Source organism: Chryseobacterium indoltheticum, assembly GCF_003815915.1.
GTDB classification, from domain to species: domain Bacteria; phylum Bacteroidota; class Bacteroidia; order Flavobacteriales; family Weeksellaceae; genus Chryseobacterium; species Chryseobacterium indoltheticum.
The window spans coordinates 2,459,718-2,473,369 of the sequence record NZ_CP033929.1; the positions used below are offsets into that span (position 1 = coordinate 2,459,718).

14 protein-coding genes are annotated in these 13,652 nt (G+C 33.1%); 5 read left to right on the plus strand and 9 right to left on the minus strand.

Features of this window, described 5'->3' with window-relative positions:
• Positions 1-25: 25 nt before the first annotated feature.
• From EG358_RS11350 to EG358_RS11365, 4 genes are all read right to left on the minus strand, one after another.
• Positions 26-1,270 (minus strand): DUF1015 domain-containing protein, encoded by a 1,245-nt coding sequence (locus EG358_RS11350; RefSeq protein WP_076558810.1) that lies wholly within the window; start codon positions 1,268-1,270, stop codon positions 26-28.
• A 7-nt stretch (positions 1,271-1,277) separates the two neighbouring features.
• Positions 1,278-2,237: a D-2-hydroxyacid dehydrogenase gene (locus EG358_RS11355; RefSeq protein ID WP_076558132.1), complete on the minus strand. Its 960-nt coding sequence runs from the start codon at positions 2,235-2,237 to the stop codon at positions 1,278-1,280.
• A 108-nt stretch (positions 2,238-2,345) separates the two neighbouring features.
• On the minus strand, positions 2,346-3,410 hold the full coding sequence (gene serC / locus EG358_RS11360; RefSeq protein WP_076558135.1) for a 3-phosphoserine/phosphohydroxythreonine transaminase: 1,065 nt from the start codon (positions 3,408-3,410) through the stop codon (positions 2,346-2,348).
• Between the two features lie 129 nt (positions 3,411-3,539).
• Positions 3,540-3,890 (minus strand): 4Fe-4S binding protein, encoded by a 351-nt coding sequence (locus tag EG358_RS11365; RefSeq protein WP_047443901.1) that lies wholly within the window; start codon positions 3,888-3,890, stop codon positions 3,540-3,542.
• A gap of 59 nt (positions 3,891-3,949) precedes the next feature.
• Here EG358_RS11365 and EG358_RS11370 point away from each other — a divergent pair, with 59 nt between their 5' ends.
• From EG358_RS11370 to EG358_RS11380, 3 genes are all read left to right on the plus strand, one after another.
• The gene (locus EG358_RS11370; protein WP_076558138.1) at positions 3,950-4,984 is read left to right on the plus strand and encodes an acyl-CoA reductase; all 1,035 of its coding nucleotides are present in this window, start codon (positions 3,950-3,952) and stop codon (positions 4,982-4,984) included.
• A gap of 130 nt (positions 4,985-5,114) precedes the next feature.
• Positions 5,115-5,561, plus strand: a complete 447-nt coding sequence (locus EG358_RS11375; protein WP_076558141.1) for a hypothetical protein — start codon at positions 5,115-5,117, stop codon at positions 5,559-5,561.
• Positions 5,562-5,589: 28 nt separating this feature from the next.
• Positions 5,590-6,276, plus strand: coding sequence for a Bax inhibitor-1/YccA family protein (locus EG358_RS11380; protein ID WP_076558144.1), 687 nt, complete (start codon positions 5,590-5,592; stop codon positions 6,274-6,276).
• A 180-nt stretch (positions 6,277-6,456) separates the two neighbouring features.
• Here EG358_RS11380 and EG358_RS11385 read toward each other — a convergent pair whose 3' ends face one another.
• From EG358_RS11385 to EG358_RS11405, 5 genes are all read right to left on the minus strand, one after another.
• On the minus strand, positions 6,457-6,705 hold the full coding sequence (locus tag EG358_RS11385) for a DUF6952 family protein (protein ID WP_072959348.1): 249 nt from the start codon (positions 6,703-6,705) through the stop codon (positions 6,457-6,459).
• Positions 6,705-7,013, minus strand: a complete 309-nt coding sequence (locus tag EG358_RS11390; protein ID WP_076558147.1) for a thioredoxin family protein — start codon at positions 7,011-7,013, stop codon at positions 6,705-6,707. The genes EG358_RS11385 and EG358_RS11390 overlap by 1 nt, the downstream gene beginning before the upstream one ends.
• A gap of 148 nt (positions 7,014-7,161) precedes the next feature.
• On the minus strand, positions 7,162-7,794 hold the full coding sequence (locus EG358_RS11395; protein ID WP_047443907.1) for a peroxiredoxin: 633 nt from the start codon (positions 7,792-7,794) through the stop codon (positions 7,162-7,164).
• Positions 7,795-7,941: 147 nt separating this feature from the next.
• Positions 7,942-10,881, minus strand: coding sequence for a M16 family metallopeptidase (locus tag EG358_RS11400; protein ID WP_076558150.1), 2,940 nt, complete (start codon positions 10,879-10,881; stop codon positions 7,942-7,944).
• A 6-nt stretch (positions 10,882-10,887) separates the two neighbouring features.
• A complete protein-coding gene (locus tag EG358_RS11405) occupies positions 10,888-12,081 on the minus strand; it encodes a pyridoxal phosphate-dependent aminotransferase (RefSeq protein ID WP_076558152.1) in 1,194 nt (397 codons plus the stop codon).
• Between the two features lie 256 nt (positions 12,082-12,337).
• On the opposite strand from EG358_RS11405, the gene EG358_RS11410 reads away from it, so the two are divergent.
• Both EG358_RS11410 and EG358_RS11415 read left to right on the plus strand, forming a co-directional pair.
• Entirely contained in the window at positions 12,338-12,802 is a 465-nt protein-coding gene (locus EG358_RS11410) for a hypothetical protein (RefSeq protein WP_076558154.1), read from the plus strand.
• A gap of 57 nt (positions 12,803-12,859) precedes the next feature.
• The gene (locus tag EG358_RS11415; protein WP_076558156.1) at positions 12,860-13,576 is read left to right on the plus strand and encodes a hypothetical protein; all 717 of its coding nucleotides are present in this window, start codon (positions 12,860-12,862) and stop codon (positions 13,574-13,576) included.
• Positions 13,577-13,652: the final 76 nt, after the last annotated feature.

Genomic DNA, 13,652 nt, shown 5'->3' on the forward strand with positions numbered 1-13,652 from the left:
ATAAAAATAAATAAAAAATAGATAATTATGGCTTCATATCGTACATTAATAATGCAGTAACCAGTTTAGGCTCAATAAATGTACATTTTGGAGGCATACGCAACTTTAAATCAGATATTTTAATCATGTCATTAAAGCTTACCGGATAGATTCCAAAACCTACTTTTCCTTCACCATTGTCGATTTTTTCTTTCAATAATTTAATTCCTTCAATATTTGATGTTCCTTTCACGTAGGTAATCTGATCTGAACTGTCAGAATCTTCAATATTCAGAATATCTTTAATGATATATTTATCTAAAATATGATGATCCAAATTATCAAGTGACATTTCCGGGGAACGCAAATCGTGTTTTACGTGAAGTGAATAAAATTTCCCATCCAAATACATTGAAATATGGAATTTCTGAGAAGGGTAGTACGGAGTCTGGTCTTTTTCGTGAATAAGGAAATATTTTTCCAGTTTCTTCAAGAAATCTTCAGTAGATAAATCTCCGATACTGCTCAGAATTCTGTTGTAATCGTGAATTTTTATAGATTGATTGGAAACGATAAAACTATACACAAAATTATAGGCTTCAGTTCCGTTATGGCGCTTGTTTTTTTCTTTAAGACGCTTTGCGTGAAGTGCTGTAGAACCAATTCTGTGGTGACCGTCTGCAATATAAAAAGACTCGATCTGATCGATTACTTCTTTAAACTGCTGCAGTTTCAGACGGTTATCTATTCTCCAGATTTTATGTCTGATCCCTATCGTATCAACATGATTGAAAATCGGAACATTTTTTTCTTCATGATTCATCAGCAATTCAATTTTTGAATTTGACTGATAAGTCAGCAAAACAGGTTCTGCCTGAAGATTCACTTTATCAAGATAATGCGCCAGCTTTTCTTTTCTCTGAGGAATGGTACTTTCGTGTCTTTTGATTTTTCCATTCCAGAAATCTTCAATACTCGACAAGCCAAGAAGCCCTCTGAATATCTGCTTATTCGGATAAATCTGCTCATAAAGATAATAGGCAGAGCTGTCCTGAACTAAGGTTTTATCTTCCAGAAGTTCTTCAAAAGTAGTACGTATTTTCCTTAAATTCCGGTCGACATCTTTAGATTTACTTACAACATAGGGTTTAATCATATTGATGTAAGTTTTTTCTTTTTGTGCTTTTTCAGCAATTTCAGCCTGAGTGAAATTATCTAAAGGATGAGTAGGAAACGTTGCCTCATGGTCTTTGTGAGGGCGTATTCCACGGAAAGGTTTAAAAACTGGCATATATAATTTATAGTTTCTTTTTAATTTCAATAATCTGATTGGCAAGTTCAATACCTATTTTTTCTTGCGCATCTACCGTATTACCTCCTAAATGTGGTGTAAGAGACAGGTTAGAATTCATCAATAAAATCAGTTCAGGTGACGGTTCGTTTTCAAAAACATCAAGCGCTGCTCCTGCAACTTTACCAGATTCTATAAAATCAAGCAAAGTAACTTCATTGATTACGCCGCCTCTTGCAGTATTGACGATATAAACACCATCTTTCATTTTTTCAAACTGTGGAGTATCAATGATATACTCATCAGTTTGTGGCGTATTGATGCTGATAAAATCGGTATCTTTTAAAAACTCTTCAGTATTATTCGTAGAAGTAATTTCAAAATTTAAAGTTTGTCCGTCGAAAAAATGTAAGGCTAAAACTTCTGTTCTGGGTTTTCTGGTCAGAACTTTTACTTTCATTCCCAAAGAAATTCCCATTTTCACCACCTCCTGACCAATACTTCCGAAGCCAATTACTCCCAAAGTTTTACCTGAAAGTTCGTATGCTTTGCTGAAAGATTTTTTCATCGCATTGAAATGAGTTTCCCCTTCCAATGGCATAAGTCTGTTAGATTCATGTAAAAATCTTGCTAAAGAAAAGAAATGTGCAAAAACCAATTCAGCCACCGATTTTGAGGAAGCAGTTGGGGTATTGATCACATATAATCCTTTTTCAATCGCATATTCAACATCGATATTATCCATACCGATTCCGCCTCTTCCTATTATTTTCAGATTGGGACAAGCGTCAATTAAATCTTGTCTTACTTTGGTAGCACTTCTCACCAAAAGAACATCTACGTTATTTTCATTAATAAAATTAATAACGTGATCCTGAGCAACTCTGTTGTCAAGCAGTTCTATCCCGGCTTCTTTTAAAGCTAGTTCTCCGGCTTTGGAGATTCCGTCGTTGGCTAAAACTCTCATTGTTATTATTAATCTAATATTTTTAAGATGAATTTAATAGTTTCGCAAATTAAGAAAATTTAAAAGAATGAAAAAACATCTTTTAATTGTTGATTTCTTACCCGCTAATTACTTTATAGATTTCATTACATCTACCAAGACCTGCACACTTTCTATTGGCAATGCGTTATACATACTTGCTCTGTAACCGCCCAAACTTCTGTGTCCGTTTAACCCATTGATTCCGGCAGCTTTCCATGCAGCATCGAATTCTTCTTTTTTACTTTCATCGAGTAATTTGAAAGAAATATTCATCAGCGAACGATCTTCTTTCACACAGAACGTTTCAAATAAAGGATTAGAATCTATTTCGTCGTATAATAATTTAGCTTTAGCTTCATTTCTTGCTTCTGCCGCTGCAATTCCTCCGTTTTTCTCCAAATACTGTAAAGTCAGTAAAGATGCATAAACAGGGAATACCGGTGGCGTATTGTACATCGATTCTTTAGCAATATGCTGAGAATAATCGAAATAAGAAGGCATATTTTCTCTTTCTGATTTTTCAAGAATTTCTTTTTTTACAACCACTAAAGTTACTCCTGCAGGTCCCATATTTTTCTGAGCTCCGGCGTAGATTAAATCAAATTTAGAAAAATCTAATTGTCTTGAGAATATATCAGAACTCATATCACAAACCATTAAGGTTTCCACTTCAGGGAAAGTTTTCATTTGAGTTCCGTAGATGGTATTGTTTGATGTGCAGTGGAAATAATCGTATTCTGCACCTATTTTATAATCTTTAGGAATGAAAGAGTAATTTTCTTCTTTTGAAGAACCTACAATATCTACACTTCCTACTTTTTTAGCCTCTTTTATAGCTCCTGCAGCCCAAGTTCCTGTATCCAGATAAGCAGCTTTTCCACCTACTTTCATCAAATTGTAAGGCACCATTGCAAACTGAAGACTTGCACCGCCTCCCAAATACAAAACTTCATAATCGTCACCCAGATTCATCAGTCTTTTTACAATCGCACGAGCTTCATCCATTACGGCAACAAAATCTTTACTTCTGTGCGAGATCTCAAGAATAGATAAACCAATCCCGTTAAAATCTAAAATTGCTTCTGCTGATTTTTCAAATACTTCCTGAGGTAAGATACATGGTCCTGCGCTGAAATTGTGCTTTTTGCTCATAATTTTACTTGTTGTTTTTGCAAATTTTATTCAATATAGACAAAATCTGCGGTTTCATTATTACTATTTTGAAGAGATTTAATTTAAATATAAAATAAAACCGTCTCATAATTTATGAGACGGAAGTTTTTATTCACCGTGTAAGAACGCTTTTTTATTAAGCAAAGCCTCTTCAGACTCTACATGATCTTCATCCGGAACACAGCAGTCTACCGGGCAAACCGCGGCGCACTGTGGCTCCTCATGAAAGCCCTTACATTCTGTACACTTGTCTGTTACAATAAAATAAACATCGTCACTCACAGGCTCCTGTGGTGAGTCGGCATCAACCGTAAGACCTGATGGTAAGGTTACGGTTCCTGAAAGCTCAGTACCTTCGGATGCTTTCCAATCTACTGCCCCCTCATATATTGCATTGTTTGGGCATTCCGGTTCGCAGGCTCCGCAGTTAATGCATTCATCAGTTATTTTAATAGCCATCGCTAATTTTTTTTAAATTTGCACAAAATTACAAAATATTCCCCAATTTTGCAGTAATTATGAATATCGAAAAAAGAGTTTTAGGACTAAATGAATTAAGTGGTTATATAAAAGAGTTTTTAGCAAAAAACTCCGAATATTATAATGAAAATGATGTCGAATTTCAGCAAGTATTGAAAAAATCAGAAATTGAAAACCCATGGTTTACGGCTGATAATCAAAAGTATGCCTTAAAACAATGGGCAGATTTGCTGACAAAGGAAAATATAAATGAATGGTTGCAAAACTATTCACCATCGAAAACTTCAAAAAAAGTAGGTTTAATTCTTGCCGGAAACATTCCTTTGGTAGGATTTCACGATGTAATTTCTGTGATTTTAAGCAATCATATACCATTGATTAAGCTGTCATCAAAAGACAAGCAAATGGTTCCGTTTTTACTTAAAAAATGGAAAGAATTTTCTGACGAAACCATTGATTTTGAATTTGTAGAAAGATTAGAGAATTTTGATGCTGTAATAGCAACAGGAAGCAACAATACAGCTAGATATCTGGAATATTACTTTAAAAATCATCTAAGTATTATCCGTAAAAACAGAACTTCAGTTGCGGTTTTGAAAGGTGACGAAACAGAAGAAGAGCTGAAGCTTTTGGCCCATGATATTTTCCAGTATTTTGGCTTGGGATGCAGAAATGTAACCCGAATTTTCATTCCTCAGGATTTTGTAATCGACAGATTGTTTGAGAGTTTCTTAGATTTTAAAGAAATCATCAATCATAATAAATATGCTAATAATTACGATTACAACAGAGCAGTTTACCTTCTAAACCAAGATAAATTCTGGGATAATAATTTTGTAATGCTGAAAGAAGACGCTCAATTATTCAGTCCGCTTTCTGTGATTAATTTTAGCAGATATTCTTCTTTGGATGAAGTGAAAAATTTCATTGCTGAAAACGAAGAAAATATTCAATGTGTTGTTGCACAAGAAGAGTTAGGAATTGATTCTATTCAATTTGGTGAAGCACAAAACCCGGGATTGGATACTTATGCAGATAATGTAGATACAATGAAGTTTTTGGAGGTTATTTAATTTATTTAGCTTAAATTAGGTCAGCCAAATTTAAATCTTGTCTAAATGAAATCACTTTTGATTAAATTTCGTATAAATCTCGTTCTTTGTGGTGATTCCATATGACAAATAAAAACAATATCATCTACATATGAAAAAATTAATCGTTGTTCTTTGCCTGTTTTCAGTCTCATCAGCTTTCGCACAAGATGTGAAAAAAGTTGAAGTTCAAAATCCTGCAATGGATATTTCGGCTTCTATTCCGAAGGATAAAATTGAATTTTACAATCAGTCGTTCTCCAAATTTGTTTCTGCCTTGAAAACTGCAGACAAACAAGCGGTGGGTTCTCTGATTTCTGAAAAAGTGAAGAGTTTGGTAGACGAAAATATGATTCAGAAACTTTCGGGCGGAATAAGCTTCGAAAGAAAAACAGAAGTTTATCAGTCGGGCTATCAAAAATTGCTTGATAATCAAACGTATCCTGCTATTCAGTATAAATATACAGATGATCAATCTAATCCACCAAAAGATTTCATTACGGTAATTTTTGAAAATGACGGTAAAATTCTAGGTGTAAAACCGAGTTACAGTAAATAAAAAAATAAAAATTATAAATAGAAAACTTATGATGACAGATGTTTTAGTCGCACATTCTTCCGATGTAGAAAAGGCTAGTTTTTACAAAAAAACCTATTTGCATGTTGCTTTTGCAATTCTAGCATTTATAGGTGTTGAGACGGTTTTGCTAAATATTGTGCCAGAACAATTAATTTTGGCAATGTTTGCTCAGCGTTATCTTTGGCTTTTGATTATCGGTGTATTTTGGTTGGCATCTTTTTTAGCTACCAAATGGTCTCTTTCACAAAGTAAATCTACTCAATATCTGGGGTTAGGTTTTTATGTACTTCTGGAAGCAGTAATATTTTTACCATTGATATATATTGCGGTAGTGTATGCAGGAGGTTCTGTAATTTTTCAGGCTGCAACACTTACTGTAGCTATGTTTGCAGGAATTTCGGCTGTAGCATTTACTTCTAAAAGAGATTTTTCTTTCCTTAGAAATATTATTACAATCGGAGGCTTCATTGCCATAGGATTAATTGTTGCGGGGATGATTTTCGGATTTAATCTTGGATTATGGTTTTCTGTAGGAATGGTAATTTTAGCTTCAGCAACTATTTTGTATCAAACCAGCAAATTAAAGGATGCGTATGTAACGGATCAATATGTGGGAGCTTCATTGCAGCTTTTCGCATCTATCATGTTACTGTTTTGGTATATTCTTAGCATTTTAATGAGCAGAAGAAGCTAGTTTTACTAAAAAATTATGAATTATAAATTATGAGTTTAATCAAAATTTTAATTCACTTTTATAAACCCAAAAAATCCTGATGTATTTTCATCGGGATTTTTTATTAAAAAAATATAGGGAAACTTCAAAAAGTTTATATTTTTATAATAATTGAAATTTTTAAATATTTCAATCTTAAATTTACTTGTCAATTGACCCTAAAACCTTTTGAGCAAAAGAGTTTAAAGCATCTTTCTCACTCATTCCGTTTTGTACGTTTGCATGAACTTCCAAAGCGCCACAGATATTGGTAATCAATTCACCTGCAACATTCATATCTTCTTCTGTAGTTCCTCTAAACTCTGTGAAAGATTCTAAAACCTCTAAAGTTTTTTCTAAATTTTCCGGAGTTTGGTTTTGGAAAAACTGTCTGATTACTGGTAACTTCATTATGCTAATTCATTAAAAAGGTTAATTAAACTTTCCGCCTGGTTAGACTGCACTTGGTTGACCAATTCACCGTTTTTGAAAATTGCGAAAGTAGGTAAGTTGTCTACTTTTGCTAATTTTCTGCTTTCCGGCAATTTTTCTGCATCTACATATAGAAAAGGAATTGCGTCGTTTTCAGCTGCCAGTTTTTTAAATTTAGGCTTCATAATTCTGCAGTTTCCACACCATGTTGCGCCGTATTGTACGACTACTTTTTCATTGTCGCTAACGATATTTTTTAACGTATCTTCTGTTAATTCTGTATACATAAGTTTATTTTTTTATAAAAAATAAACAATGTAGCAATCTAATAATTTACCAGTGTAACAATTAAATTTAGTAGACCCTAAATATTGGTAAACTGCTACATTGCTATAATGGTACATTATATTTTGCTACATTGTTACCTTAATTTTATTAGTTCTTCGCTAAATATTCAGCAGTAGAAGTTCTATCAGCTTTCATTGCATCTTTACCTTCTTCCCAGTTTGCAGGGCAAACTTCACCGTGCTTCTGAACGTGAGTATAAGCATCGATCAATCTTAAATATTCTTTTACGTTTCTTCCTAGAGGCATATCATTTACCGACTCGTGGAATACTTTTCCTGTCTCGTCGATCAAATAAGTTGCTCTGTAAGTAACATTTGAACCTGTGAAATACTCATTTCCTTCTTCGTCAAACTCTAGATCCTGATCTACAATATCTAATAAGTTTGCCAATTGTCTGTGAGTATCAGCTAAAAGCGGATAAGTAACTCCTTCAATACCACCGTTGTCTTTTGAAACATTCAACCAAGCAAAGTGAACTTCGTTTGTATCACAAGAAGCACCGATTACTTTAGTGTTTCTTTTTTCAAATTCACCTAAAGCTTCCTGAAATGCGTGAAGCTCAGTCGGGCAAACAAAAGTAAAATCTTTTGGATACCAGAATAAAATCACTTTTTGTTGGTTTTTTGTAGTTTCTTCAAAGATGTTGATTCTAAGATCATCACCCATTTCAGACATTGCGTCAATCGTTACGTTTGGAAATTTTTTACCTACTAAAGACATAATTTTCTAATTTTTTAATTTGATTAATTTTACAGTGCAAATATACACAGTTTTGTCTATTGAAAAAATAACTTTCGATAAATAAAATCTATAATAGTTTTTACAATTAAATAAAAAAAGAGCTTCTTTCAAAGCTCTTTCTGGTTTTTAGTAACCGAATATTTCTGTAAGACTTAATTTTTTAAGTTCACCTAATTTCAGTAGATCTTCATCCTTTACTTTATCTTGCGAAGCAACAAGACAATACGTGTAATTTTTCCCTTTCATTTCATTATCATGGAAAGTATTGATGTCTGCAAAACTGATTTTCGGAGACTGATCATAGACACTTTTTCTTCTGTCATAATCAAGACCTAATTTTTGAGCTGATAAATAAGAAAAAATGATTCCGTCTTGTGTAATTCTTTCTGCAGCGATTGTTTTTCTTAATCCGCTTTTTGCGGTTTCAAATAGCTGCTCAGATTTTGGAAGAGTCGTTAAAAGCTCATTCATTGCGGTTGTAGATTCATTCAATTTATCGGCCTGAGTTCCTACATAAGCAGTAATCATATTTTTGTTTTCTTTTTTGTTTGGCTGTCCGAAATATGAATACGTAGAATATGCCAAAGCTTTAGATTCTCTGATCGTCTGGAAGACAATAGATCCCATTCCGCCACCAAAATAATTATTAAACAAACTTATTGTCGGACTAAGTTCCGGGTTATAATTATCTGCATTCCTTACCCAGAAAATTTCTGCCTGTACCATGTCATAATTGGCAAACAAAACTTTATTTTTATCGGTAGGAATCTGCGCAAAAGTTTTAGATTTCGGCATTTCTTTCAACGTTGCCGGAACTTTATGAATCAGCGTTAAAGAAGATGCAACTCCGTGTGCAGATTTTGGTCCGTAGTGAAGAATTTTGTGTTTATAATTAAATAAATCATGCAGGATATTCACCAAATCTTCTGCTTTTAAAGCATCTAATTCTGCATCAGTTAAAACATTGTTGAAAGGGTTTTGAGAACCATATTGAGCATAACTTCTTAGTCCACTCATGATTGTTCCTTTGTTTTGTTTTGCGTTGGCTCTCGCTTTTTTCAATCTTGCTTTATAAGCGGTTAATGCTGCTTCATCTGCCTGACAGTTTTTAATTAAATCTTCAAATAAATCTGCTGTTTTATCAAAGTTATCATTTAAACCTTCTAAAGAAACATACGTATCTTCGTTACCAGCGCTTACGTTAAAGCTTGAAGCTAATTTGTAAAATTCTTTGCTTATGGCTTCAGAAGATTTATCTTTTGTTCCTAAATATTGTAAATATTCTGCAGCTAAAGGAAGCATTTTGTTGTTCCATTTTCCAGAATCGAAGTAATAATACAATCTGAAAAGCTCATTATCTGTATTTTTTACAGAAAGAACATCTACACTTTTTACTTTGCTTTTCTCAATATCTTTATCAAAATTTAACCAAACCGGCGAAATAGTATTTTCCGGCATCTCCTGGATCTTTTTAAGAAACGGAGAATTATCTTCTCTGTTTACAGAAACCGGCGTTATTGTTGGCTTATCTACTTTTACAATACTTTTATCTTCGCCTTTTTTCTTATAAACTGCGACATAATTATTATTCTGAAGATATTTAGATGCAAAATCCATAATATCTTTTTTGGTAAGTTTAGAGATTTCTTCTAAATATTCCAAAGAAGCTTTATGATCAATATCAGAGGTAAATTCATCCATTAAGATGCTTGCTCTGGAAGAATATTTTTCATCTTTCTGAATGATACTTTTCTTCTCATTATTAACGATAGACTGAATTAAATCATCAGAAAATTCACCTTTTCTAAGTTTTTCAATTTCCTGAAGAAGAAGAGTTTTCACTTCATCCAATGATTGACCTTCGGTTGGTCTTCCTTGTAAAATTAAAACAGAATAATCTTTTAAAACATACGGAAAAGCATATGCATTAAAGAGTTTTTGTTTTTTCACAAGATCCAGATCAATCAATCCGGCTTGGCCATTGGTCAGCATATTTCCGATTAAATTTAAAAGCCTTGCGTCTTTGGTGGTAGCTCCCGGAAATCTGAATCCCATCATTACACTTTCAGGATTAGGGCCTACAACTTCTTTTATAACTGGTGAAGAAATTGGTTTTTCCTGTCCTACAACGTATTCCGGAACGGCTTTAGACTTCATGTAAGAAAAAGCCTTATCGATTTTCGCAATCATCTCATCCGGATTAAAATCTCCCGACATTATCACTCCCATATTGTTGGGAACATAATAATTGTCGTAATATTCTCTAATTGCTTTTAAAGAAGGATTTTTCAGATGCTCGATTTTTCCGATTGTCGTTTGTTTACCATAATTGTTATTCGGAAACAACGTTTCAAATATTTTATCGTATACTTTGTCTGTATCATCATCCAAAGTCCTGTTTTTCTCTTCGTAAACTGCTTCAAGTTCTGTATGGAAAAGCCTTAAAACAGGCGCTCTGAAACGTTCGAACTGTACAGCGAGAAATTTATCAACCGCATTAGCCGGAATATCTTCTACATAAACAGTTTGCTCAAAAGAAGTAAATGCATTCGTTCCGTCTGCGCCCATTCCTGACATCATTTTATCGTATTCATTGGCAATCGCATAGTTTGCAGCTTCTCCCGAAACCTTATCTATTTCTTTGTAAATTTCTTTTCTTTTGGTCTCGTCTTTTGTCTGATTGTATTTCTCATAAAGAGCATCCACTTTATCTAAAAGAGGTTTTTCTTTTGCCCAATCTTTTGAACCAAACTTATCTGTACCTTTAAAAAGCATGTGTTCCAGATAATGTGCAAGACCAGTGTGGCTTGCCGGATCGGTTTTACTACCTGCTTTTGTCGCAATGTAAGTCTGAATTCTAGGTTCTTTATTGGTCGCACTTAAAATGACAGTCAATCCGTTTTTAAGCTTATAATATCTTGCAGAAGTAGGATCATTGGTTACATATTTATAGGTATAACCATTTGATTTCCCTTCTTTCCATTGGAAATCCTGAGCCTGTGCATATCCACAAAAACTTGCTGCTGCAACGCTCGTTACAATTGTAATTTTTTTAAATAAATTCATTTATGTTTAATTAAATTTTGCTAGTAAATCTTTTATTCTTCTCATCGCTTCTCTCAAATCGTCTTCAGAAGCTGCATAAGAAAACCGGATACATTCCGGGCTACCGAATGAAACTCCACCAACACATCCTACATGAGCCTTTTCCAAAATAAACATGGCAAAATCGTCTGCATCTTTTATTTCGGTTCCGTCTAATGTTTTTCCTATATAATGAGAAATATCCGGAAAGAAATAGAAAGCAGCTTTCGGTAAAAGCACTTTAAATCCAGGAACTTCCTTCATCAAACTGTACACAAGATCTCTTCTTGTTTTGAAAGCATCAATCATGTATTTATATTCTGAAGGATCAGTTTTTAAAGCAACAATTGAAGCTCGTTGAGCAACAGTATTCGCTCCGCTCGTCATTTGTCCCTGAATTTTTTCACATGCTTTTGCCAACCATTCCGGACAAGCAGAATAGCCGATTCTCCAACCTGTCATTGCAAAAGCTTTAGACATCCCGTTAATGACTGCAGTTTGCTCATAAACTTCCGGAAACTGAGCGATCGAGGTGGTTTTAGTTTCGTAATTGATATATTCGTAGATTTCGTCAGAAATTATCGTTACATGAGGATATTTAGCAATAACTTTCGCTAAAGATTTCAATTCATCATACGTATAATATCCGCCTGAAGGATTACAAGGCGAGCTGAAAAGAACGGCTTTTGTTTTTTCATTAATCGCTTCATCCAACTGTTCTGCAGTGATTTTAAAATCAGTAACATAAGAAGTGGGAAGCATTACAGAATTTCCGCCCATCATTTTTACCATTTCATCGTAGCTTACCCAGAAAGGAGTCGGGAGAATTACTTCATCACCATCATTGATAATCGCTGCTAAGACGTTGATAATTGCCTGCTTAGCTCCATTTGAAACACAAATCTGTGTAGGTTTATAATCGAGTTGGTTATCTCTTTTTAATTTTTCTGAAATCGCCTGACGAAGTTCTAAAAATCCCGGAACAGGCGAGTAGTGGCTGTAATTTTCATTAATTGCCGTAAAGGCAGCTTGTTTAATATTATCGGGAACATCAAAATCAGGCTCACCCAATGTTAAAGAAATCACATCTATTCCGCTGGCTTTCATCTCTCTAGCTTTGTTTGACATGACGAATGTCTGGGAGTAACCCAATCTGTTTACTCTGTCTGAAAGTTTATTCATGTATTCTTTTTGTCTTTTAAACAAATATATATAAAAACTTAATTTTAACAGAACATAATTTTGGATTTAATGTTAATGATTTTTTTACAATCATAATAGATTACGCATCTTTTAAACCTGATTATCTGATACTTAACATAATAAATTAATCACTAAAATGTTTGTAAACTATTCTTTTTTTGCTTTGTTTTGTAATGTTTTAAAATTGTGCACAAAATTTTGAAAATTAATATTACTAACAATAAAAAAAAAGAATATGAAAAATTTTAAAAGTATTTTTTCTGTCTTAGTAATGTCTTTGATGATGTTTTCTTGTAATGAGAGCAATCAACGAGAAGAAGTTACAAACGAAATAAAAAGAGTAGAAACCATCATTTTGCCAGGTGGTACAAATGCAAAAGGCGAAATATCCGGAACTGTAGAGTTTACCTTTAATGAGAATTCCGAAGCTGTCACAGATATTGTAATGAGTCCAAATCTTTCTGATTATTTAAATCTTTCTGATGAGGAATTAGAAGTAATGGTTAATAATGAAGTCCAAGCAACTACCGCAGGGGCTGGTGAACATGATCACGCAAGTTGTATACAGGGATGTAATACAACATATACTAATGCTGATGGAACTAAAAAACCAGGTAGAGGTGCTTGTAAGTTTAATTGTTGGGTTTCAACAACAGTACAGGTTTTAAAGGCAGTTGCAACAATAACAGCAAGTACGTAATTAATATTGGTAATTTCAAGGGTCGGCTACCTACCCTTGATCTTTTATAACATATTTATGGTTAAAATAATTGTTTTATTGCTAATGTTATCTTTTTCACTTGTTTCTTGTCAGTCAATTTTAGCGAAAATAGTCAGTGACAAAAACATTAATAAGAAAAAACTAGTTTATAAGAATAAGCAAGGCAAATATCTCGTTTATCTTCCTACCGTTCACATAGGCAAAAAAGAATATTATTATTCAATAAAGAAAGAAGTTGATTCTTTAAGGAAAGAAGGTTTTATAATTGCTTACGAAGGAATTATTTTTGAAATAGAAAAAAATGATTTTGAGAAAAATGCAAGAAAAGCCAGAAAAATCATTGGATATAATATTGCAAATATCAATTACAATAATATTAATAGTTTACCAAAAGAATATTCAATAAAAAACTATATAGTTCAAAGTAATGAAAAAACTGGAATAGTAAATACGGATTATAATGTAGATATGTCACTTCATGATCTTATTGAAAAATATGAATTAAAATATGGTTCAGTAATACTGTCCGAATGTGACTTACAAACACCATTATCTGCAAAATACATTTGCAAAGAAAAAAAGAAACTTCCTAAATACTATTTTACTGATGAACTAAGGAATAATGAAGCCTTAACTAAAATTTCGTTGTTGATAAATAAAAATATTGTTCTTTTGTATGGTAAGGGTCATAAATTTATGATTCATGCAGGTCTACTAAATAATGGTTATGAACTAGTAAGTGGCAAACTATAAACTTGTTGTAGCATTATATTTAAAACTTCTTTATATACAAAGAAGTTTTTTTTATTTTTTAAACTTATTTTTGCCC